General features: G+C 70.0%; 19 protein-coding genes. 13 read left to right on the top strand and 6 right to left on the bottom strand.

From position 1 onward, the window contains the following. The first annotated feature begins 9 nt into the window (after positions 1 to 9). The 7 genes from BN2660_RS10260 (at position 10) to BN2660_RS10230 (ending at position 6624) form a co-directional block, all read left to right on the top strand. The gene (locus tag BN2660_RS10260; protein WP_091231226.1) at positions 10 to 831 is read left to right on the top strand and encodes a MoaF C-terminal domain-containing protein; all 822 of its coding nucleotides are present in this window, start codon (positions 10 to 12) and stop codon (positions 829 to 831) included. Between the two features lie 17 nt (positions 832 to 848). Then, positions 849 to 1238 carry a nuclear transport factor 2 family protein gene (locus BN2660_RS10255; RefSeq protein WP_091231224.1) on the top strand — a complete coding sequence of 130 codons (390 nt, stop codon included), beginning with the start codon at positions 849 to 851 and terminating at the stop codon, positions 1236 to 1238. Positions 1239 to 1374: 136 nt separating this feature from the next. Further along, entirely contained in the window at positions 1375 to 2544 is a 1170-nt protein-coding gene (locus BN2660_RS10250) for an ABC transporter substrate-binding protein (protein ID WP_091231220.1), read from the top strand. Between the two features lie 98 nt (positions 2545 to 2642). Then, complete coding sequence (locus tag BN2660_RS10245) at positions 2643 to 3503, top strand: branched-chain amino acid ABC transporter permease (protein WP_091231217.1); 861 nt, start codon at positions 2643 to 2645, stop codon at positions 3501 to 3503. Next, on the top strand, positions 3490 to 5262 hold the full coding sequence (locus BN2660_RS10240; RefSeq protein WP_091231214.1) for a branched-chain amino acid ABC transporter ATP-binding protein/permease: 1773 nt from the start codon (positions 3490 to 3492) through the stop codon (positions 5260 to 5262). The genes BN2660_RS10245 and BN2660_RS10240 overlap by 14 nt, the downstream gene beginning before the upstream one ends. Continuing rightward, a complete protein-coding gene (locus BN2660_RS10235) occupies positions 5259 to 5951 on the top strand; it encodes an ABC transporter ATP-binding protein (RefSeq protein ID WP_091231210.1) in 693 nt (230 codons plus the stop codon). The genes BN2660_RS10240 and BN2660_RS10235 overlap by 4 nt, the downstream gene beginning before the upstream one ends. A gap of 22 nt (positions 5952 to 5973) precedes the next feature. Next, positions 5974 to 6624 (top strand): HAD-IA family hydrolase, encoded by a 651-nt coding sequence (locus BN2660_RS10230; RefSeq protein WP_091231207.1) that lies wholly within the window; start codon positions 5974 to 5976, stop codon positions 6622 to 6624. Between the two features lie 58 nt (positions 6625 to 6682). On the opposite strand, the gene BN2660_RS10225 is transcribed toward BN2660_RS10230, so the two are convergent. The 3 genes from BN2660_RS10225 to BN2660_RS10215 form a co-directional block, all read right to left on the bottom strand. Continuing rightward, the gene (locus BN2660_RS10225; protein ID WP_091231204.1) at positions 6683 to 8314 is read right to left on the bottom strand and encodes an HNH endonuclease signature motif containing protein; all 1632 of its coding nucleotides are present in this window, start codon (positions 8312 to 8314) and stop codon (positions 6683 to 6685) included. Positions 8315 to 8507: 193 nt separating this feature from the next. Beyond that, a complete protein-coding gene (locus BN2660_RS10220) occupies positions 8508 to 9323 on the bottom strand; it encodes an SDR family NAD(P)-dependent oxidoreductase (RefSeq protein ID WP_091231200.1) in 816 nt (271 codons plus the stop codon). A 32-nt stretch (positions 9324 to 9355) separates the two neighbouring features. Further along, on the bottom strand, positions 9356 to 10207 hold the full coding sequence (locus BN2660_RS10215; protein ID WP_091233520.1) for an SDR family NAD(P)-dependent oxidoreductase: 852 nt from the start codon (positions 10205 to 10207) through the stop codon (positions 9356 to 9358). Positions 10208 to 10452: 245 nt separating this feature from the next. Here BN2660_RS10215 and BN2660_RS10210 point away from each other — a divergent pair, with 245 nt between their 5' ends. From BN2660_RS10210 to BN2660_RS10200, 3 genes are all read left to right on the top strand, one after another. After that, positions 10453 to 11907: an APC family permease gene (locus tag BN2660_RS10210; protein ID WP_091231197.1), complete on the top strand. Its 1455-nt coding sequence runs from the start codon at positions 10453 to 10455 to the stop codon at positions 11905 to 11907. A gap of 73 nt (positions 11908 to 11980) precedes the next feature. After that, positions 11981 to 12820, top strand: a complete 840-nt coding sequence (locus tag BN2660_RS10205) for a molybdenum cofactor biosynthesis F family protein (protein ID WP_091231194.1) — start codon at positions 11981 to 11983, stop codon at positions 12818 to 12820. Then, positions 12820 to 14475, top strand: a complete 1656-nt coding sequence (locus tag BN2660_RS10200) for an amidohydrolase (protein WP_091231191.1) — start codon at positions 12820 to 12822, stop codon at positions 14473 to 14475. The genes BN2660_RS10205 and BN2660_RS10200 overlap by 1 nt, the downstream gene beginning before the upstream one ends. A 278-nt stretch (positions 14476 to 14753) precedes the next feature. Here BN2660_RS10200 and BN2660_RS10195 read toward each other — a convergent pair whose 3' ends face one another. From BN2660_RS10195 to BN2660_RS10185, 3 genes are all read right to left on the bottom strand, one after another. Beyond that, positions 14754 to 16208, bottom strand: a complete 1455-nt coding sequence (locus tag BN2660_RS10195) for a GMC family oxidoreductase (protein WP_091231187.1) — start codon at positions 16206 to 16208, stop codon at positions 14754 to 14756. Beyond that, a complete protein-coding gene (locus tag BN2660_RS10190) occupies positions 16205 to 17647 on the bottom strand; it encodes an aldehyde dehydrogenase family protein (protein ID WP_091231183.1) in 1443 nt (480 codons plus the stop codon). The genes BN2660_RS10195 and BN2660_RS10190 overlap by 4 nt, the downstream gene beginning before the upstream one ends. 135 nt (positions 17648 to 17782) lie before the next feature. Further along, positions 17783 to 18220 carry an Lrp/AsnC family transcriptional regulator gene (locus BN2660_RS10185; RefSeq protein WP_176697160.1) on the bottom strand — a complete coding sequence of 146 codons (438 nt, stop codon included), beginning with the start codon at positions 18218 to 18220 and terminating at the stop codon, positions 17783 to 17785. 152 nt (positions 18221 to 18372) lie between these two features. On the opposite strand from BN2660_RS10185, the gene pdhA reads away from it, so the two are divergent. The 3 genes from pdhA to BN2660_RS10170 are packed head-to-tail and all read left to right on the top strand — an operon-like array spanning position 18373 to position 21892. Beyond that, positions 18373 to 19494: a pyruvate dehydrogenase (acetyl-transferring) E1 component subunit alpha gene (pdhA, locus tag BN2660_RS10180; RefSeq protein WP_091233514.1), complete on the top strand. Its 1122-nt coding sequence runs from the start codon at positions 18373 to 18375 to the stop codon at positions 19492 to 19494. Further along, positions 19491 to 20519, top strand: coding sequence for an alpha-ketoacid dehydrogenase subunit beta (locus tag BN2660_RS10175; RefSeq protein ID WP_091231179.1), 1029 nt, complete (start codon positions 19491 to 19493; stop codon positions 20517 to 20519). The genes pdhA and BN2660_RS10175 overlap by 4 nt, the downstream gene beginning before the upstream one ends. Continuing rightward, positions 20516 to 21892: a dihydrolipoamide acetyltransferase family protein gene (locus tag BN2660_RS10170; protein WP_091231176.1), complete on the top strand. Its 1377-nt coding sequence runs from the start codon at positions 20516 to 20518 to the stop codon at positions 21890 to 21892. Before BN2660_RS10175 ends, BN2660_RS10170 begins: the two co-directional genes overlap by 4 nt. Positions 21893 to 21907 lie beyond the last annotated feature (15 nt).

Here is a 21907-nt window from a genome sequence, read left to right as displayed (position 1 = left end):
AGGACTCCCATGACCGCTCCCGTCTCGACCGATCCCGTACAGACCGATCCTTCGCAGACCGATCCCGCGCTCGACGAATGGCGCACGTATGACGAGTTCGCCGCAGGCATCGACACGTTCCGCCTTCCGAACACGTCGCTCTCGGGCACAGCGCTCACGCTCACGCTCGACGACGGCTCGACTCTCGCTCTGACCTTCGACTCGGTCGCCGTGACCTGGACGGGCTTCGACTCCTCCGGCACAGACCCGTACGACGCCGTCGCCGTGCGCGACGACGTCGTCTTCGTCAACATCCCGCTCGAGAGCCGGGAACGCGAGGCCATCACGGTCGTGTACTCGACGGCGACCCATCGGGCGACCGTCGTCCTCTCGCACATCGCGGCCGAGGCGATCGAGGGCACCCCGCAGGTGTCGCAGCAGTTCTGGGCGGCGACGACCGACGGCGGGGCGGCGACCGGCGAGGTGCCCGGCCCCAGCCGCGATCTCATCGGCAAGCGGAACATCTACCGGTACAGCCCCGAGCACCTGTACGAGCACGTGTACGTGTCGAGCCAGCGGTACGCGTGGCAGTGCCTCGAGGGCGTGCAGCGCGGGCACGGCGACATGGATCTGTCGACCGTGTGGAAGTTCGCCGACGGCCTGTACCTCTTCTGCTTCCGCGAGTTCCGCATCGCGGTCGCGAGCGTGTGGCTGCACGACCTCGGCTATCAGCTCATGACGACGGGCATCTTCCTGGGGCTGAACGGCGAAGGCCAGGCAGAGCACTCGCGCGCCGGAGGCCACATCTATCCGCTCGGCGCCGTCGCCTACCCCGACGCGCAGCCCGTCTGAGAACGAAGGGCCCACCCATGAGCAATGCAGACATCATCGCGGCGCACTACGCGGCCAGCGACCGGGGCGACCTCGACGGGATGCTGGCTCCGTTCGCCGACGACATCGCCTGGACCGAAGCTGCGGGCTTCCCCTACGCCGGAACGTACATCGGGCCGGACGCCGTGGCCGCGAACGTCTTCCAGCGCATCCAGGAGGAGTGGGACGACTACACCGTCGCGATCGACGAGGTCATCGACGGCGGCGACGTCGTGGTCGGCATCGGCACCTACTCGGGCACGTACCGCGAGACGGGCCGCTTCTTCGCAGCACGGGTCGCCCACGTCTGGCGGGTGGCCGGCGGCAAGGTCGTCGCGTTCGAGCAGTTCACCGACACCGAGCTCGTCAATCGCGCTCTGCGGCCCTGACCCGATCAGCACCGCTCGACGACCAGCACCACCCGACGACCGGCACCACTCGACGACCAGCACCACCCGAACACAGCACCACCCGAACACAGCACCACCCGAAATCTGCATCACCCGAATACGAGAGCAGGATCACATGAACAAGCGAGTATCCGGCAGCGCGGCGCTCATCGCCGTCGCAGCCCTCGCCCTCGCCGGCTGCGCGGGCGGAGACGGGGGTGGTGGTGGCGAAGGAGCCCCCATCGTCGTCGGCTCCGTGAACACGATCAGCGGCCCGGCGACCTTCCCCGAGGCATCGCAGGCGGCCGCCGCCGTCTTCGACGCGTTCAACGAGGCAGGCGGTCTCGACGGCCGCACCATCGAGTACAAGATGCTCGACGACAAGGGAGACCCGGCGACGGCGACGGCCTCGGCCCGAGAGCTGGTCGGCAGCGACGGAGCCGTCGCCCTGGTCGGCTCGGCCAGCCTCATCGAGTGCGAGATCAACGCCAAGTACTACGAGCAGGAGGACATCCTGTCGCTGCCGGGCATCGGCGTCGACACCGGATGCTTCGCGAGCGACAACATCTCGCCGGCGAACGTCGGACCGTTCAACGACATGACGCTGACCCTGCAGTACGGATCCGAGGTGCTCGGGCTCGACGACATCTGCATCCTGCTCGAGATCGCCGGGTCCACGAGGCCCACCTATCAGGCGGCCATCGACAAGTGGACCGAGATCACCGGCAAGGAGCCGAAGTACGTCGACGACACGGTTCCGTACGGCGCATCGGACTACACGCCCTACATCGTCAAGGCGCGCGACCAGGGCTGCAAGGCGCTCGCCATCAACCCCGTCGAGCCCGACGCGATCGGGCAGGTCAAGGCCGCGAACGCCCAGGGCTGGGACGACGTCACCTGGCTGTACCTCACCAGCGTGTACAGCGAGAACTTCGCGGACGCGATCGACGACGCGGGTGCCGGCATCTACGTCCCCGCGGAGTTCTACCCGTTCACCGACGACGACGAGATCAACCAGGACTGGCGGGAGCTGATGGAGGCCAACGACATCCCTCTCACATCCTTCAGCCAGGGCGGGTACCTCGCGGCGACCTACTTCATCGAGGTGCTCGAGAGCATGGACGGCGACATCACCAGGGAGTCGGTCACCGAAGCCCTGCGCGGCATGGAGCCGATCGAGAACCCCATGGTCGGGACCCCGTACGCCTTCGGCACTCAGAACACCGCCGGGTGGCCGATCATCCTCGAGTCGGGCACGAACGCCTGGGAGAAGGTGTCGGATGACTGGCTCCGCATCGGCGAGTAGCCGCTGACTCCCCGCGCTTCGACAGGCTCAGCGACCCAGGACATAGGTCCTGAGCCTGTCGAGGGCCCCTTTACTCCTCGACTCAGAAAGGTCGCCGCATGCTGCAAGGCGCCATCGCCGGACTCGCCGCCGGCGGCCTCTACGCCGTACTCGGTGTATGCCTCACTCTGATGTCCCGCCTGGTGCGGGTCGTCAACTTCGCCCAGGCCGCGACAGGCATGTTCGGCGCGTTCACCGCGGTGTGGTTCGTCCGTGAGATCGGTCTCCCCATCTGGATCGGATCCATCGTCGGCGTCCTCGTCGCGGGCCTCCTCGCCGCGGCCATCGGATTCATCGCCGCGACGTGGCTCTCCGAGGCGTCCACCACCACCCGATCCGCCATGACCGTCGGCCCCCTCCTGCTGCTCATCTCGATGTCGTTCATCCTGTTCGGCAACAAGCCGCAGCCGTTCACGCCGATCATCGCCGGCCCGGCCTTCTCCCTGGGCGGCGTCGTCATCAGCCAGGTGACGATCGCGACCGTCGCCATGGCGATCGTCACGGCCGTCGCCGTGCGCGTCATACTCCGTCGCACGCGGGTCGGCACGCAGCTGCGGGCGCTGTCCGAGCGTCCGACGACGGCGGAGCTGCTCGGCATCCGCTCTCGCCCGCTGTCGATCGCGGTCTGGTTCGTCACCGGCGTGATCAGCGCCATCGCGATCATGATCGTCGCTCCCTCGCAGTCGAACGACGCGACGAGTCTCGCGATGCTGATCGTGCCCGCGGCCGCCGCCGCGCTGCTCGGCGGCTTCCGGCGCCTCGATCTCGCCGTGGTCGGCGGTGTCGTTCTCGGCGTGCTCGGTGGTCTCGTCGCTCAGATCGACGAGGTCGCCCTGGTACGCAACTTCCTGCCGTTCCTGTTCATCGTCGTCCTGCTGCTCTGGACCCAACGCAAGGAGGTGTGGGATGCCGCTCGCTGACCGCCCCTGGTTCACCGTCGCCTGGCCGTTCGCCGTCGGCGCCGCCGCGATCGGCGTCGGCGCGATACTGAGCGCCGCGCTGCCCGGCTATTTCGTCTTCCTCGCGATCAGCGCCGTGATCGCCGCGATCGCCATCCTGGGCCTCGGGATCGTCACCGGGTCGGCCGGGATGATCGCGCTGTGCCAGCTCACGTTCGCCGCGGTCGGCGCCTGGATCGTGTCGCTGCTCAACGTCATGCAGGCGCCTGGGGGCTTCGTCGTCTGGCTCGTGTTCGGCGGCATCGCGGCGGGACTCGTCGGCGTCCTCGTCGGGCTGCCCGCCCTGCGACTGCGCGGCGTCAACCTCGCGGTCGTCACACTGGGCTTCGCCGCCGCGGCCGACGTGACGCTCGTGCAGATCCAGTTCCCCGGGTCCGCCGACGGCACCGCGATCGAGCGACCGGAGCTGTTCTCGAACGACCGCGAGTTCTTCTTCCTCTCGATCGTCGTCCTCGCCGTGTGCGCGGTGGGCGTCTTCTTCCTGCAGCGCGGCCGCTGGGGATCCAGCTGGAAGGCGGTCGCGTTCTCGGAGCGCGGCACCGCCGCCGCGGGGCAGAGCGTGCAGATGGCGAAGCTCACCGCCTTCGCGGTGTCCGCCGCACTCGGAGGCATCGCGGGCGGGCTCCTCGCCGGTCAGGTGCAGCTGCCGTTCGCATCGAGCTTCACGCCGCTGCAGTCCCTGGCGCTGTACGTGCTCGCCATCATGTCGGGCGCGCATCTGATCGACATGGCGATCCTCGGCGGCATCCTCTGGGTGCTCGTGCCCGAGCTGCTCAAGCGGTGGGGCGTACCTCAGGACTGGGCCTTCGTGGTCTTCGGAGTGCTCGGTGTGCAGGCGCTCACCAGCGGCACCAACCTCGGGCAGGGCATTCGCGATCTGCTCTGGCGGCGGGCGGATCGCAAGACGGCGAACGCCCGGCTGACGGCTCTGCCGCCGGATGCGTCGTCGGATGCGGCGGTGATCACGACCACGACCACCGCGACCGTGGACGAACACGCGCTCGACGGGGCGCCGGTGCTCACGGTCGAGGGTCTCACCGTGCAGTTCGGGGCGCTCAAGGCGCTCGACGACGTCTCGTTCCAGGTGCCCGCCGCGTCGATCATGGGCCTCATCGGTCCGAACGGAGCGGGCAAGTCGACGTTCGTCGATGCCATCAGCGGGTTCCTCCCGAAGCACGGCGGCCGGGTGCTGCTGGGCGACCGGGATCTCGCGGGGCTCTCCCCCACACGCCGTGCACGCCTCGGGTTGCGCCGCACCTTCCAGCAGGATCGGGTGCCGCCCGCGCTGACCGTCGGCGCGTACGTGCGCTTCGTGGCGCGGCGGAGGCTGGCCGCATCGGACATCGACGAGGCGCTGGAGTTCTTCGGATGCCCTCCGGCGCGCTCGCGGCTCTCGAGCGTCGACGTCGGCACGCGCCGGCTCGTCGAGGTCGCCGCGAACGTGCTCGCGACGCCGAGGCTACTGATCCTCGACGAGCCGGCGGCGGGCCTGTCGCACGACGAGCATCTCGCGCTCGCGGCTCGTCTTCGCGAGCTGCCCGCCCGATACGGGGTGGCGCTGATCATCATCGAGCACGACCTGGACCTCGTGCGGTCGGTGTGCCCCATGCTCACCGTGCTCGACTTCGGTCGGGTGCTGGCTTCGGGGCCGCAGGCCGAGGTGCTGGCGAACCCCGAGGTCGTCAAGGCGTACATGGGAGAGACGGAGCTGCTGTCATGAGCGAGCTGGTGCTGGATGCGGTGACCGTCAGCCGAGGGGCCGGGCCGGTGATCTCCGACGTGTCGCTGACCGTGCGCGGGGGCGAGGTGCTCGCACTCGTCGGACCCAACGGAGCCGGCAAGACGAGTCTCATCGAGTCGGTGTCGGGTGTGACGCCGCACTCGTCGGGTTCACTTCTGCTCGACGGCGAGCCGCTCGACCGGCTGTCGCGCGTGGCCCGAGCTCGGCGGGGGATCGTGCACATCGAACAGGGGCGAGCCGTGTTCCCCTCGCTGACGGTGCGGGAGAACATCTCGCTCACGGCGCGCACTCCGGCCGAGCTGGATGCTGCTCTGGCCCAGTTCCCGGAGCTCGAGAAGCGCATCGACTCCCCGACGGCGCTGCTGTCGGGCGGCGAGCAGCAGATGGTGGTGCTCGCGCGAGCGTTCGCCGCGAAGCCGCGCATCCTGCTCATCGACGAGATGTCGCTGGGGCTCGCCCCCGTCGTGTTCATGCGGCTCATGCCGATCGTGAAGTCCATCGCGGAGTCGGGTGTCGGGGTGCTGCTCGTCGAGCAGTTCACGCAGTTGGCGCTCGATCTCGCGCGCGAGGCGGTGGTGGTCGCGGGAGGACGGGTGTCGTTCCAGGGGACGTCGGAGGACCTGAAGGCCGATTCCGGGTTGCTGCATCGCGCGTACCTGGGTGGCTGAGGGTCGGCAGTAGCCTGAGGAGGTGACCGACACCATCAGCGCCCGCGCCGTCCTGCTCGACATGGACGGCACCCTCGTCGATTCGACCGCCGTCGTGGAACGCCTCTGGCTCGCGTGGGCGGAGCCGCACGGCATCGCGCCGGAGACGGTGCTGAGCGTGGTGCACGGACGGCAGGGTCATCAGAGCATGGCGATCATGCTTCCGGAGCGCGATCATGAGATCAACATCCGCGAGAACGCCGTGATGCTCGCGAACGAGAGCGCGGATGTCGACGGTGTCATCCCGATCGAGGGTGCGGATGCTCTGCTCGCTGCCCTGCTCCCCTACCCCCATGCGATCGTGACCTCGGCTGACGTGACCCTGATGAACGCACGCATGGGCCAGGCCGGACTCACTGTGCCGACTCTCACCGTGACGGCGGAGAGCGTGTCGGCATCGAAGCCCGATCCCGAGGGTTTCCTTCTCGGTGCGACGCTGCTGGGCGTCGATCCTGCCGACTGCGTCGTGTTCGAAGACTCGGGAGCCGGCATCCAGGCGGCGCACGCGGCAGGGATGCGGGTCATCGGGGTCGGCGCGCACGCGACGGCGCACCACCCGACGTTCCACGTCGACGACCTGACGCAGATCGCCGTCGTGCCGAAGGACGACGGCTTCGAGCTCGTGATCCGCTGATCCGCTGATCCGCTGATCCAGCCGCATCGTCCGCGCGATGCTGTACGTCTCGCCCCTGTCATCCGGTGCGGGCGAGTCGCTCGGGAACGTCCGGTCGGGCCGCGCTGAGTCGTGGAGTACGCCATCTCCGGTCGGGGTCCCACCATCTCGGTCCTCGCACCTGCGGGAGTCCGTGGTCCATCCGGATCTCCCACCCGGACCTGTCCAGGGACCGGTGATGCCACCAGCACAACGGGACTCCGTTGTCGGTATGCGTCGGCCCGCCCCGAGCGTGCTCCGTCACGTGGTGGATCTCGCACCAGGACGCCGGAACATGGCATCCGGGGATCAGGCATTCCGTGTCGCGGGCGATGATCGCCCGACGTTGGTGCACGGTGAAGACCCGGTCGGTGGTGGTGATGCCGACGATGCGGCCCTCGTCCATCAGCACGCGCTGGATCGCCCCCGTGCACGCCGTCTGCGCCGCGACGGAGACGGGAACGTGCGCGCCGGATCCGGGGATCGTCGCCCACCCGCCGTTGCGCCGTCCGCCGGACACAGCGCCTCCGAACGCCGTGCCTCCGAACGCCGCGCCTCCGAATGCGGCAGCGGTGGCGCTCGTGGTGCGGGTTGCGAGGTCCTTCGCGTCGATGTTGACGACGAGGACCGGTGATGCGCCACCGAGTGTGGGCATCTCCTTGTGTCGAGCCGCGATACCCAGCGCTGCCGCGAGCGCATCGTGCCGCTTCTGCGCCGCCGTGCGGTCATCGAGCACGCACCGCGGATCGGAGTTGAACGGGTCAGCATCGGCGTCTATGTCCGTGTCTGCCCCCGCGCCTGCGCCTGCGCCGGCGTCTACGCCCGATCCGACGTCCGAGAAAGCAGTGTCCTCATCCGACTCGCCGGCACCCTCGCTCGGGGCGAAGAACACTCCCGGCTGCGGAGGGCCGTCGCCTTTCGGGTTGAGGATCGCGTCCATGATGAGCTGCAACTGGGCGGCGGCGTCCGGGGTGAGGTATCCGCGGATCGTGTGCACGCCGTCTTTCAACCGACCGATCGTGACCCCACGACGACGACATGCATCCTCATCCTTGGGTTCTTCACCGTCCGGGTCGAACATCGACGCGAGATCCTCCGCGAGAGCCTTCAGATCCTGCGCCGTCGGCGCAGGACCCGGCGCATCCGCATCCAGGTCGTCCTCGTCGGCATCGACTCCGGTGTCGATGCCGTGCCCCCGGGCGCATCCGGCCAGCGCCACATCGGCCGCCAGTCGCTGGTCGACGGTGAGTCGATCCCACACCTTCTCGATCGGACCCGTCGCCGCCAAGAACCCGGCCACACCGACGACCCCGTTCAGAAGCGCCAGCCGCATCTCCGGCCACCGAGCGGGCATCCTCTCCCCCGCGAGACTCATCGGCCGCCGCACCAGATCGACGACCCGATCGACCCTGGCCGCGCCCCGCGCATCGACCAGCAGGGTCCGCTGCAGCAGCTCGTTCATGCCCCGACACCCCGCCGCGTGCGGCAAGTCGCCCGGGTCTCCCGTCGCGACGGTCTCGACGATCACCGCTTCGGCCCGCCGGAACACGGCACCCGCACCCTGCAGCACCGTCACTCGGTCCGCATCGTTCAACCCGGCGAGCGCCTCATCGGACAGCACTGAGTCGAGGTCGGCGAGGACCCGATCGAGAAGCTCGGCAGTGCTGTTCATACCCGTGAGTCAACCCGAGACCACCGACATTCGAGCCCCGTGGAACCCTCTATTCGCCCAGGTCAGCGGCTGTATTCCGAAACACCGGAACACGAGTTCCTCGGGCCATCGCACGAGGATGTCTCGTCTCGGGCGGCTCCACCCGCCTCGCTCGACGACCAAGAAAGCTCTCGGGCGGCTCCGCCCAACCCCGTTACATCCCGGCGTGATCGAACGCGATCGTCGGGACGTCCACCACGTGCGATCCGCCGTCGGCGACGATCACCGCCCCGGTGACGTACGACGACTCCCCCGACCCGAGGAATCTCACCACCGAGGCGATCTCGGCCGGCCGGGCAGGACGCCGCAGCGGAACATCCGCGGTCACCGTCGCATACGCCTCTTCCCTCGACGAGAGACCGGCGTGCGTGGCGAACTCGTCCATCTCGTCGTCGGCCATGGGGGTCTGAACCCATCCCGGGCACACCGCATTCACGCGCACGCCCTGCCGACCGTAGTCCCTCGCCAGCGTGCGGGTCAGACCGATCAGCGCGTGCTTGCCCACGGTGTATCCGGCGACCGACGGACCCGCGAACAGCCCCGCTAGCGACGACACGATCACGATCTGACCCTTCGCCTCGATCAGTGCCGGCAGCGCCTCCCTCGCCATCACGAACGCGGTCGTGAGGTTCGCGCGGATGGCTGCCTCCCAGCTGTCGTCGTCGGTCTCCGCGACCGGCGAGAACCCATGCCCGCCGGCGTTCGCCACCAGCACGTCGATCCGCCCGAAGGTCGCCAGCACCTCCGCCACGGCCGCCTTCGCCGAGGTCGTGTCCGCGGCATCGGCGATGATCGGATGCGCCCCCACCGCCGCCTCGACGGCCTGCAGCGGCTCGGGGCGGCGCCCCACCACCACGACATGCGCACCCTCCGCGGCATACCGTTCGGCGATCGCGGCGCCGATGCCGGTGCCTCCGCCCGTGATCACGACGACCCGCCCCGAGACGGTCGATCCGACTGCAAGTCCCATATCTGCTCCTGATTGTCCGGCGCTCGCGCGCATCATGCGGGAAATCCCGATCGGGCCGAGTACCCGAAGTCACTGAGAAGGCTCGTGCCGTTGACGGCGCGGCTGCGCGGCGACACGAGATAGGCCACGTGCGCCGCGACCTCGTCGGCGCTCTGCACCGGGAACGAGGCGTCGGAGAACGCATCGGCTCCGAGATCGCTGCGGCTCATCGGGGTGTCGACCACCGAGGGTGCGACGGAGTTGACCCTCACACCGGTGCCGGCGAGATCGACGGAGAGGGCTCGTCCGAACTGCACCAGCGCGGCCTTCGAGGCGCAGTACGGCACCATGCCCTGCGAGGCGACCGACGCCGAGTCGCTGGCGAGCAGCACGACGGATGCCGCGGACGCGGCCCTGAGCGCAGGAAGCGCCTCTCGGACGACGAGGAACGCGCCGGTCACGTTCACGGCCAGCACGGCGTTCCAATCATCGAGCGAGAGCGCGTCGATGCTCTGCCCGACCGGTCCGGAGATCCCCGCACAGCAGACGAGCGCATCCAGACCGCCGAGCTCCCGGACGGCGTCGCCCACAGCGCGGCTCACCTGCTCCTCCGAGGTCACGTCGGCGACGACCGGCACAGCCCGCATCGCGCCGCCTGCGTCCCCCACAGCAGAAGCACCAGAACCTGCACCCGCACCGGCAGAAGCACCAGCAGCACCAGCCCCAGCACCAGCACCGGCGCCGACAGCAGCACACGCCGCGGCCACCTCCTCGAGCGCCTCCGCATCGCGGTCCAGCAGCGCCACCCGCATCCCCTCCGCGGCGAGCGCCAGCGCCGTGGCGCGTCCGATGCCGCTCGCGGCACCCGTGATCAGCGCGGTGCGTCCGTGCAGCTGCAGGTCCATGCGGCCCCTCGTGACTCCGCCCGCACGCCGGTGGCGCACTGTGAGGACGGCGGTGTCGTCTCGGTCATCCTGCTCTCCGGCATCCGCTCGCAGAACGCCGTCAGCGCTGGTGTGCGCGCTCGCACCATCGTCCTTCACTCAGGGTCAAGCGGCGCATCCTCAGCGCGAGCAGACTCGCATCATCGACGATTCCCCTCGTCGTCGATGCCGCGCGAGCGCGGCCGTCACCGAGCAAAGGAGCCGCCGTGGCAGACCCGATCACCGCGTCCACGACGCACGACCACACCTCTCTCCGCCCCGGCGCCCTCGGCGTCGCCGGCATCGTCTTCCTCGTCCTCGCGGCGGTCGCCCCGCTGACCGGCATCGTCGTCGTCGCCTCGCTCGCGATCGCGCTGGGCAACGGCGGCGGCACGCCGATGTCGTTCTTCCTCGTCGCGGGGATCCTGCTGCTGTTCGCGGTCGGCTACGCGCAGATGTCGAAGCAGCTCGTCAACGCCGGCGGCTTCTACGCGTTCGTCGTGAAAGGGCTGGGACGCACCGGAGGGCTCATCGCCGGGCTGATCGCGACGCTCGGCTACAACTTCTTCGTGGTCGGCACGATCGGCACCAGCGGATTCTTCATGCAGAACATCATCCGCGACCTCACCGGCCTCGACGTGCACTGGCTGGTGTGGGGACTGCTGTCGATCGTCGTGTGCTTCGTCCTCGCGCGGATAGGCGTCGACTTCAGCTCGAAGGTGCTGGGCGTCTGCCTGGTGCTCGAGGTGCTGATGCTCGTCGTGTTCGACGTCTCCGTGCTCGTCCAGACCGGCTACGACCTGGGCGCGTTCAGCCCTGAGGCCGTGTTCTCGGGATCGCTGCCCATCGGCCTCCTCCTCGCCGCCACCGGGTTCCTCGGTTTCGAGGCGACGGCCCTCTTCAGCGAAGAGGCCAAGCAGCCGCTGCGCACCATCCCGCGCGCGACCTACACGTCGATCATCGCCATCGGCGTCATCCTCGGCGTCACCACCTGGGCGGTCGTCAGCGCGACCGGCGTGGCTCAGGCTCAGGCCACCGCGCTCGAGCACCTGCCCACCGGCGACCTCATCTTCTCGCTGTCGCAGCAGTACCTCGGGGGTCCGCTCACCACCGTCATGATGGTGCTGCTGCTCGTGAGCCTGTTCGCGGCGATGCTGGCGTTCCACAACTCCGCCACGCGCTACCTGTACTCGCTCGGTCGCGCGCGCATCCTGCCGCAGGCGCTCGCCCGCACCCGCAGCAACGGCGCTCCGCAGCTCGCGGGCATCGTGCAGGCATCGTTCGCCGGGATCGTCGCGATCATCTTCGCGATCGCCGGGGCCGACCCGATCCTCACCCTCGTCCCCGCGATGCTCGGGTTCGGCACGCTGAGCGTGCTGATCCTGCAGGGGCTCGCCGCGATCTCGATCGTCGTGTACTTCCGCCGCAGGCAGGATCCGCGCTGGTGGAGCACGTTCATCGCCCCCGGCATCGGCTTCCTCGGCATCGCCGCGATCTCGGTCCTCGCGGTCGTCAACTTCAACATCGTCGCCGGCTCCGAGGAGCTCGCGATCCGCTTGATGCCGCTGCTGCTCGTGCTCGCCCTCATCGGCGGCGTCGTCTACGCCGCCTACCTCAAGAGATCCCGCCCCGCCGTCTACGAGGGCCTTTCCTCCGACCTCGAGCAGTTCAGCAACCGCTGACACGTCCGCACGACCTCCGCTCCGACGCACGATCCCCGACTCCGACGCACGACCCCCGACTCCAAGGAGAGACATGACGACCCTCAACCCCGCCGACACCTCCACCTGGCTTCCGCTGGAAGGCCTCGCTCCCGGCTTCGACGCGAACAAGGCGCCGCATTCGACGGCGCTGAGCGGACGCAAGATCACCGTGGTGGATGCGCGCGGCACGCGCATCTCGCACCGCTTCGCCGACACGACGGTCACGTGGGACTACCGACCGGGCGCCGAGGACCCGACGGAAGCGGCGACCGACACCGACGACTACGAGGCCTTCGAGGTCGACGACGAGCTCTACTTCGTGCAGTTCCATCACGACTACCTGCCGAACGAGGCGGTGTCGCTGATCGTCGATCTCCGTCACGGTCGCGCACTCGCGGTCCTGTCGGTGATCCTCCCCGCGCCCGAGCAGGGCCGCACGCGCGTGCAGCACCTCTTCGCACCGGGCGTCCTCGAGGGGGCCGCCGTCACGGGTGCGGAACCGGCTCCGACGACGACGCTCATCGGCCGCCGCGTCGAATGGGTCTACAGCGAGGAGCACGCGTACGAGCACGTCTACCTCTCCGAGCGCTGGTACTCCTGGCAGTGCCTCGCCGGCCCCGAGCGCGGGCTCGCCGACACCGACGAGAACAGCGTGTGGCAGGTGCGCCCCGGAATCTACGTCTTCGCCTGGCGCGAGAAGGTCATCCCCTGCGCATCGGTCACGATCGCCGATCATCGTGATGTGAACGCGATCCGCTCGCACGGGGTGCTGTTCGGACTCGACGAGTCCGGCGAGGTGCCGACGCACTTCACGTTCGGCGCCCACGGCCGCCTGCTGTCGACCACGCACCATGCACCGGGGCTCGAGCCCGCGCACTTCGGAGACGCGTGATGACGGCCGACCTCATCGTCACGGGGTCCGTCATCCGGACGGCCGACCGCGCGCAGCCCGTGGTCGAGGCCTTCGCCGTGCAGGACGGCCGCATCGTGGCCGTCGGCACCCTCGACGAGGTCTCCTCCCGCAGAGGACCCGAGACGCGGATGCTCGACGTCGGCGACGCCGCGGTCTACCCCGGCTTCGTCGACGTGCACAACCATCACGCACTGGCCGGCCGGACCGAGCTGTTCGAGCTCTCGCTGCCGCCGTCGCTGACCCTCGACGAGATCCTCGACCGGGTGCGCGAGAAGGCGGCGTCGCTGCCCGCGGACGCGTGGATCATCGGCGGGGTCGTGGCGACCACGCTGCTTCCGACGCTCGCGAACACCGCGACGAGGCAGCGGCTGGACGAGGCGGCGGGCGGGCGCCCGGTGGTGATCGTCGAGGACTCCCGGCACAATCGCTGGGCCAGCACCCGCGCTCTGGAGCTCGCCGGCATCTCGACGGACAGCGTCCCGGCGGGCGGCGTCACGGTCCTCGATCCCGAGGACGGGACGCCGACCGGCGTGCTGCTCGAAGCGGCCGGCATCCCGGTGCAGGAGGCGTACGACCGCAGCGGCGGTCTGACGCCCGAGCAGCACGTCGCCGCATCCCGCCATGGGGTGGAGCTCCTGAACTCGTTCGGGATCACGACCTTCCAGGACGCCGGTGTCTCGGTCGACATCCTCGCGGCGCTGGCCGCCCTCGACCGCGCGGGCGAGCTGAACGCGTGGGTCGTGTCGTCGCTGCTCATCAACGACGAGATCTTCGGGTTCGATCCCATCGGATCGCCGCTGATCGAGCGCGGCGAGGAGTTCCGCACGCCGCATCACCGACCCGACTTCGTCAAGATCTTCCTCGACGGCGTGCCCCCCGCTCGGACCGCCTCGTTCCTCGAGCCGTATGTCGCGGATGCCGTGCACGGGGCCCACTTCCACGGGGAGGCGACGATGTCGTTCGAGGAGCTGCACGGGTGGCTGCGCTCCGTCGCCGAACGCGGCCTCGGCGCGAAGGTGCACTGCACGGGTGACGGCTCGGCCCGTCTCGTGCTGGACGTCGCGGAACGCATCCGGACGGAGGGGTTCACCACGCCGATCCAGATCGCGCACGGTCAGTTCCTCGCCGGGTCCGACATCCCTCGGCTGCGTGCTCTCGACGTGTCGGCCGACATCTCGCCCTTCATCTGGTTCCCCGGAGTCATCCCGCAGGCACTCGCCGAGGTCCTCGGCGACCGGGCCGAGCACTCGCAGCCCAACCGTGCGCTGCTCGACGCCGGGGCGCTCGTCGCCGGCGGCTCCGACTGGCCCGTCAGCGAATCTCCGAACACCCTGGAGGGACTCCAAGGACTCGTGACGCGCGCCGATCCCCTCCGCCGCGCGCCCGGGGTCCTCTGGGCGGAGCAGGCGATCACCCCGGAGGAGGCCCTCGAGGTCTTCACGATCAACGCCGCGACCGCGATGGGGCTGGGCCAGGAGACCGGGTCGATCGCGGTGGGCAAGTCGGCCGACTTCGTCGTGCTCGCGCGCGACGCGATCGCGGGCCCGCCGGACGACATCGTGGGCACCGTCGTCCTGTCGACCTGGTTCGCCGGCCGCGAGGTCCACACCGCGGGCTCGGGCAGCGTCCGCTGATCCCGGTACGGCGCCCGCCGCGCATAGCGCAAGGACCGGCCAGCGAGATAGGACCTCTGCCCCATCAACCGCCGGTGCTCGACCATCCGCTCACTCCACGGGGCGGGCTGACCCCCTGCCGTCCCGCGTGCGGGGTCGAAAAAGCACCGCAAGTCGGCGGTTCGGATGCAGTTTCGACCCCGCACCGACGGCGGGATGCTGATTCGACCCCGCACCGACGGCGGGATGCTGATTCGACCCCGCGCCGACGGCACCGGCCGCGACCGGGGCGGATGCCGTCAGCGGGCGAGCAGGAACCGCGCTCCGCGCTCGCCGATCATCGCCGCCGGGGCGTTCGTGTTGCCGGTGGGCACGGTCGGGATGACCGAGGCGTCGATCACGCTGAGTCCCTCGAGGCCGCGCACGCGCAGCGTCGGATCCACCACCGCCTCGGCATCCGACCCCATCCGGCAGGTGCCGACCTGGTGGTGGTAGGTGATGGCGGTACGGCGCACCCACTCCTTGACCTCGGCGTCGGGCACGTCGGGGCCCGGGTACACCTCGACCGCGCCCCATTCCTCGGCGAGCGCGGGCCGGGCGCCGATCCGACGGCACTGGCGCACCGAGGCTGCGAGCGCCGCGACGTCGCGTTCGTCCGCCAGAGCCGCGAGATCGATGAGCGGCAGATCCGAGACCTCGGGGCCCGAGAGCGTCAGAGACCCGCGGCTGTACGGGGTGACGAGTCCGGCCATCAGGGTGAAGCCGTCATCGCCCCGCGGTTCGAGTTCGCCCCACATCGGCACGGAGAAGTGGATGGGCTGGGTGTCGGGCTGCGCGAGACCGTCGCGGCTGCGCCAGAACAGGTGCGTCTGCGTCACCGAGACGCCGGGCTGCGGCGGACCGACAGGCCGCTCGGTGGTGAAGATGACGGGCGACAGCAGGTGGTCGTGCAGGTTCTTGCCGACCTGCGGAGAGTCGAGCACGACGGGGATCCCGAGCGCGTCGAGCTCCTCGGCCGGACCGATCCCCGATCGCAGGAGGATGATCGGCGACCCGATCGCGCCGGCCGAGAGGACGACCTCGTCGGCGAACAGCTCCTCCCCGTCCGACAGGCGGATGCCGCGCGCGCGACCGTCCTCGACGATGACGGAATGCACCTCGCGCCCGGTCACGACGGTGAGCTGCTCGGCGACCGGCTGCGCGTACGTCATCCAGGTGTTCACTCGTCGTCCGTCGCGGATCGTGACCTGCTGCTGCGACACCCCGTCGAGCGTGCCGCCGTTGTAGTTCGGGTTGTGGGTCAGCCCCTCCTCGACCGCCGCGTCGATGATCGACGCCTGGATCGGCGACAGTGCGTAGTCGGCCGTGACCCAGAGCAGATCGTGCTCGATCGCGTCGAACACCGGCTCGACGGCATCCCATCCCCACCCCGTCGCACCGGCGCGCTCCCACTCGTCGTAGTCCGACCCCGCGCCGCGCACCCAGATCATCGCGTTGAGCGCGTGCGACCCCCCGGTGACCTTGCCGCGGGGCAGGTGGAGGCGACGACCCGACGCGTGCTCCTGCGGCACGGTGAAGTAGTCCCAGTCGTCTGCAGAGTGCCAGAGCTCCCCCGCGCGCGACGGGTCGTGGATCGCCGGGTTCGAGTCGTACCCGCCGGCCTCCACGAGCGTCACGTCGACGCCCGCATCCGTCAGCCGTCGCGCGACGATCGCGCCCGAGGTGCCTGCGCCGACGACGATCGCCGACCTCACGCCTGCGCCTTCCGTCCCGGACCCGACACGACCTGCGTCACGGCGACGGACTTGAGCCCCTCGACGCCGAACTCCAGCCCGTAGCCCGAGCTCTTGACCCCGCCGAAGGGCACCATCGGGTGGAGCCCCCCGTGCGAGTTGATCCAGACCGTGCCGGATTCCATGCGCGTCGCTGCCTCGCGGGCCTCGTCGGGGTCGCTCGACCACACCGAGGCGCCGAGCCCCACGTCGACGGAGTTCGCGAGGGCGAACGCCTCGTCGACGTCGCTGTAGCGGATCACGGGCAGGGCAGGACCGAACTGCTCCTCCTGCACGAGTGCCGCGTCGTTGTCGATGTCGGCGATGATCGTCGGCCGGTAGAAGAGCTCGCCGAGTTCGGGGGCAGCCTCCCCACCGGTCACCACCCGAGCGCCACGCGACCGCGCCTCCTCGACGAGCCGGGACACGATGTCGAACTGCGCCCGGTTCTGCAGCGGCCCGAGCACGTTCTGCTCGTCGAGGCCGTTGCCGATCGGCACGGACGCCGCGATCTCGGCCAGAGCGTCCACGACCTCGTCGTAGACCGAATCGTGCACGTACAGGCGCTTCATCGCGGCGCAGGTCTGGCCTGTGTTGATGAACGCACCCCAGAAGAGATCCTGCGCGACGGACGCCACGTCGGTGCCGGGGAGGACGATGCCGGCGTCGTTGCCGCCGAGCTCGAGCGTGAGGCGCGCGAGGTTGCCGGCCGAGCTCTCGATGATGCGACGGCCCGTCGCGGTCGATCCCGTGAACATGATCTTGTCGACGTCCGGATGCGACGACAGCCGCGAGCCCACCTCGCGATCGCCGGACACCCCGATGAGGACGTCCGCGGGCAGCACCTCGTTCATCACCGCGAGCATCGCCAGCACGCTGAGGGGGGTGTACTCGCTGGGCTTGGCGACCACCGTGTTGCCCATGCGGAGCGACGGTCCGATCTGCCAGATCGTGATCATGAGCGGCCAGTTCCAGGGCCCGATCGCCCCGACCACACCCGCGGCCTTGTAGACGAGCTCCGCGTGCAGGTTCTCATCGTCGACGAGCACCTGCGGCTCGAGCGGGATCGTCGCGTTCGTGCGCAGCCAGGCGGAGCAGGCACCGAGCTCGAACCGGGCGTTCGGGCCGTTCAGCGGCTTACCCTGTTCGCGGGAGAGCACGTGGGCGAGCGCCTCGGCGTTGGCGTCGATGGCGTCGGCTGCCGCGAGAAGCAGCTCACTGCGCGCGTCATGGCCGAGGGCCTCCCAGCCGGGCTGAGCGGCCTTCGCGCGCGCGATCGCGTCGTCGAGGTCGGCGACGGAGTGCACGGGCGCTCGTCCGATCACGTCGCGGGTGGCGGCGTCGGGGATGTCCCGTCCCGCGCCCTCCGGCGCCTGGATGCGGTCGAGCAGCGCAGCGGCTGCGGATGCGGATTCGGACATCGGGACTCTCCTTCGAGCGGTGGCACTGGCCGAGCGACGGCCGCTCGTCTCATTGTCGGATGCCGTCCCGACGTGCACTTGTCGAGGAGTGCGCCGCAGATGTCCGAGTGCGAAGGGATGCGCGCGGGGCCCACGTCAGACGAGGGTGGAGTCCTCGAAGATCAGGGTCGTGCGCGTCGACCGGATCGACGGGATCGCCTGGATGTCCTCCAGCACGATCCGCCGCAGATCGCGCGCATCACTCGCCCGCACGAGCAGGATCACGTCGAAGTCGCCGCCGACGAGCGCCATGTGCTCGATCTCGGGGATCATCCGCAGCCGTGCGGACACCTCCTGCCAGGTCGCCTGCTCGATCGCGAGGGTCACGTACGCGCTCGCGTGATGTCCGAGCAGCACGGGGTCGGTGCGCACCGTGTACCCGGTGATCACCCCGGCATCCGTCAGCCGCCTGATGCGGGCATGGGCTCCGGCCCGCGAGATGTGCACCGCCTCGGCGATCGCCGTCATCGAGGCGCGCGCATCGCGCCGCAGCTCGTCGAGGACCGCTCGGTCGACCTCATCCAGCGTGATCATGGGACTCCTTCGTCCGGTGAGGGAATTCTGACAGTTCGTTCTGTTTTTCCACAACTTCCTCGCATTCGTCCATGTTTTCTCGCAGTTCCTTGGACGCCTGCCGCCACGGGCACATGCTGGGGCACATCAGGTTCGGCGAGGAGGGCGGACGGATGCAGCACGAGGACATGCTCCCCCGGAGCACGGTGACCCAGCTCATCGATGCGCACGGCACGGTCGTCGAGGACGAGCAGTATGCGCTGCCGAGCGTAGAGGCACTGCTGGCGGCCTACCGCGGCCTCGTCGACGCGCGGCGCATCAACGACCAGGCGAGCGCCCTCGTGCGGCAGGGCAGACTCGCCGTCTACCCGTCCTCGCATGGTCAGGAGGCCTGCCAGATCGGGGCCGCGCTCGCGCTCTCCCCCGATGACTGGCTCTTCCCCACCTACCGGGACTCCGTGGCCGTGATCGCCCGCGGCGTGGCGCCGGCGGAGGCGATGGTGCTGCTCCAGGGCGGCTGGCACTCGGGGTACGACGTGCGCAGGCACCGCGTCGCTCCGCAGGCCACGCCGCTCGCGACCCAGCTGCTGCACGCGGTCGGCTTCGCGTATGCCGCGAAGCAGCGCGGCGAGGACACCGTCGTCATGGCGCTGTGCGGCGACGGCGCCACCAGTGAGGGCGACTTCCACGAGGCGCTGAACTTCGCCGCGGTCTTCCGCGTGCCCGTCGTGTTCTTCGTGCAGAACAACGGGTTCGCGATCTCCGTCCCCCTCAGCCGCCAGACCGCAGCGCCGTCTCTCGCGCACAAGGCGATCGGCTACGGGATGCCGGGCCGACGCGTCGACGGCAACGACGTGGCCGCGGTCCTCGCCGTGCTGGGTGAGGCCGTCGCCCTCGCCCGATCGGGAGGCGGCCCGAGCCTGATCGAGGCGCACACGTATCGGATGCAGGCCCACACGAACGCCGACGACGACACCCGGTACCGCGAGCGGTCGGAGGTCGAGGAGTGGGCCGCCCGCGACCCGCTCGCCCGGCTTCGCACGCATCTGACGGCGACCGGGGCGTTGACCGACGCGCGCGAGGAGGAGTTCGCGGCGGGCGCGGAGGAGATCGCCTCCGCGATGCGGGAGGCGCTCGCCGTCGACGCCGAGGTCGACCCCGAGGACCTGTTCCGATTCGTCACCGCGACCCGCTCGCCGCAGCTCGACGAGCAGTGGCGGCTGCTGCGGGGAGAGATCGACCGGACCCGTACGGAGGACCCGGCCCAGCAGCAGATCCACGGAGGTTCACGATGACGATCGCGCACGACGACATCCGCGTCGCGGGAGAGGTGGCGCCCGTCGCGACCCTCAGCATGGCCGCCGCCCTGAACCTCGCCCTCGCCGACGCGATCGAGGCCGACACGGCGGTCGTGGTGTTCGGGGAGGACGTGGGAGCGCTCGGCGGGGTCTTCCGGATCACCGACGGCCTCACCGCCCGGTTCGGCGAGGATCGCTGCTTCGACACTCCTCTGGCAGAATCCGGCATCGTCGGCACGGCCGTCGGCATGGCCATGAACGGCATGCGCCCTGTGGTCGAGCTGCAGTTCGACGCGTTCGCGCTGCCGGCGTTCGAGCAGATCGTCAGCCACGTCGCGAAGATGGGCAACCGGACTCGCGGAGTCGTGCGGATGCCGCTCGTGATCCGCATCCCGTTCGGTGGCGGCATCGGCGGCGTCGAGCATCACTGCGACTCCTCGGAGGCGTACTACGCGCACACGCCGGGACTCACCGTCATCAGCCCGTCGACACCGCAGGACGCCTACTCGATGCTGCGGGCGGCGATCGCCTCTCCCGACCCCGTGATCTTCCTCGAACCCAAGAAGCTCTACTGGACCAAGGGCGAGGTCGACACCTCGATCGTCGCGGAGATCGGCACGGCGCGCGTCGCCAGGGAGGGCACCGACGTCACGCTCCTCGCGTACGCGGCATCCGTCCCGCTCGCACTGGAGGCGGCGGAGGTCGCATCCGCCGAGGGACGCAGCGTGCAGGTCATCGACATCCGCTCGCTGTCGCCGTTCGACGACGCGACCGTGACCGCCGCCGTGCGCGCGACGGGTCGTGCCGTCGTGATCGCCGAGGCGCCGGGCTACTCCAGCGTGGCCTCCGAGATCCAGGCCCGCGTGTTCGAGCGCTGCTTCGAGTACCTCGAGGCGCCGGTGCGGCGGGTCACCGGCTTCGACACCCCGTTCGCTCCTCCGAAGCTCGAGCACTGGTATCTGCCCGATGTCGATCGCGTGCTCGATGCGATCGACTCGCTGCACTGGGAGGATGAGTCGTGACGTCGCGCACCGCCCGCACGTTCCGCTTGCCCGACCTCGGCGAGGGGCTGACCGAGGCGGGTCTCGTGCAGTGGCTCGTCGCCGTCGGCGACACGATCGCCACGGACCAGGCGATCGCCGAGGTGGAGACCGCCAAGAGCGTCGTCGAGCTCCCGTCGCCCTTCGCGGGCGTCGTCACCGCGCTGCACGGCCGGCCTGGAGACAGCATCGACGTGGGCGCCCCGGTGCTGGAGGTGAGCGACCGGGCGACGACCGCCGAGCCCACCGCCTCGGCGGCCGCCCACGAGGCGTACCGCGAAGAGGAGCGCGCGGGGTCCGGCAACGTCCTCATCGGCTACGGCACCACCGAACGCACCGGTTCCGGTCGGCGCCGACGGCCCGTGACCGGTCCGGCGGCTCCGGCTCTGGCGGCTCCGGCGGCTCCGGCTGCTCCGGCGGCACGGACCATCGACGACACCCCCGCCACAGCGGATGCCGACACGCGGCGCCCCGTCGCCGTACGATCTCCTCTCGTCCGCCGGCTCGCCCGCGACCTCGGGCTCGACGTGCACGCGATCACGCCCACCGGGCATGACGGCGCGGTCACCCGGGCCGACGTCCTCGCGGCCGCCGTGGACAGCGCGGTGGCGGGAGCCGCTGCGCATCATCGAGAGACCACCGATGCAGATGTCGAGGGTCTCCCCGTGGTCCGGCGCGAGCGTCTCTCTCCGCTGCGGAAGGCCGTCGGCGCGACGCTGACGCGCAGCCGCTCCGAGATCCCCGAGGCCACGGTGTGGGTCGACGTCGACGCCACCGAGCTCTGGACGCTGCGCGCGCAGATGGCCCCCGACGGAGGGGCGGCGCCGTCGATCACCGCTCTGCTCGCCCGCTTCGTCCTGATCGCCCTCGAGGAGCATCCGGTGCTGGCATCACGCCTGAGCGACGACGCCTCCGAGCTGATCTCGTTCGACGGCGTGAACCTCGGTGTGGCCGCCGACACCGACCGCGGTCTCCTGGTGCCCGTCATCCCGCGCGCCCATGTCCTCACTGTCGAGCAGCTCGACAGCGCGCTCCGCGAGCTCGCGACGGATGCCCGTGCCGGCGGACTCCCCCCGGAGCGCCTGCGCGGGTCGACGTTCACCCTGAACAACTACGGCTCCCTGGGCGTCGACGGGTCTGCGGCGATCATCAACCACCCCGACGTCGCGATCCTCGGGATCGGCCGCATCCTCGAGCGGCCCTGGGTGGTCGACGGGCAGATCGTGGCCCGGCGCATCTTGCAGCTGTCGCTGGTGTTCGATCACCGGGTGTGCGACGGCGGGTACGCCGCGCGCTTCCTGCGACGAGTGGTGGATCTGATCGAGCATCCGCTTCGCGCGTTCGGGAGGGTCTGAGGGCCTACGGCGTCC

Origin of the sequence: Microbacterium sp. 3J1 (genome assembly GCF_001049495.1) — a bacterium.
Lineage (GTDB): Bacteria > Actinomycetota > Actinomycetes > Actinomycetales > Microbacteriaceae > Microbacterium.
This window is presented reverse-complemented; position numbering and strand designations above follow the sequence as displayed.

Bases quoted from the DNA above. Each gene is read 5' to 3' on its own strand.
- BN2660_RS10220 (WP_091231200.1), bottom strand. From the start codon at position 9,323: ATGGGACTTGCAGTCGGATCGACCGTCTCGGGGCGGGTCGTCGTGATC.
- pdhA (WP_091233514.1), top strand. From the start codon at position 18,373: ATGCAGCACGAGGACATGCTCCCCCGGAGCACGGTGACCCAGCTCATC.
- BN2660_RS10200 (WP_091231191.1), top strand. From the start codon at position 12,820: ATGACGGCCGACCTCATCGTCACGGGGTCCGTCATCCGGACGGCCGAC.
- BN2660_RS10205 (WP_091231194.1), top strand. From the start codon at position 11,981: ATGACGACCCTCAACCCCGCCGACACCTCCACCTGGCTTCCGCTGGAA.
- BN2660_RS10260 (WP_091231226.1), top strand. From the start codon at position 10: ATGACCGCTCCCGTCTCGACCGATCCCGTACAGACCGATCCTTCGCAG.
- BN2660_RS10175 (WP_091231179.1), top strand. From the start codon at position 19,491: ATGACGATCGCGCACGACGACATCCGCGTCGCGGGAGAGGTGGCGCCC.
- BN2660_RS10235 (WP_091231210.1), top strand. From the start codon at position 5,259: ATGAGCGAGCTGGTGCTGGATGCGGTGACCGTCAGCCGAGGGGCCGGG.
- BN2660_RS10190 (WP_091231183.1), bottom strand. From the start codon at position 17,647: ATGTCCGAATCCGCATCCGCAGCCGCTGCGCTGCTCGACCGCATCCAG.
- BN2660_RS10250 (WP_091231220.1), top strand. From the start codon at position 1,375: ATGAACAAGCGAGTATCCGGCAGCGCGGCGCTCATCGCCGTCGCAGCC.
- BN2660_RS10240 (WP_091231214.1), top strand. From the start codon at position 3,490: ATGCCGCTCGCTGACCGCCCCTGGTTCACCGTCGCCTGGCCGTTCGCC.
- BN2660_RS10245 (WP_091231217.1), top strand. From the start codon at position 2,643: ATGCTGCAAGGCGCCATCGCCGGACTCGCCGCCGGCGGCCTCTACGCC.
- BN2660_RS10225 (WP_091231204.1), bottom strand. From the start codon at position 8,314: ATGAACAGCACTGCCGAGCTTCTCGATCGGGTCCTCGCCGACCTCGAC.
- BN2660_RS10215 (WP_091233520.1), bottom strand. From the start codon at position 10,207: ATGGACCTGCAGCTGCACGGACGCACCGCGCTGATCACGGGTGCCGCG.
- BN2660_RS10185 (WP_176697160.1), bottom strand. From the start codon at position 18,220: ATGATCACGCTGGATGAGGTCGACCGAGCGGTCCTCGACGAGCTGCGG.
- BN2660_RS10255 (WP_091231224.1), top strand. From the start codon at position 849: ATGAGCAATGCAGACATCATCGCGGCGCACTACGCGGCCAGCGACCGG.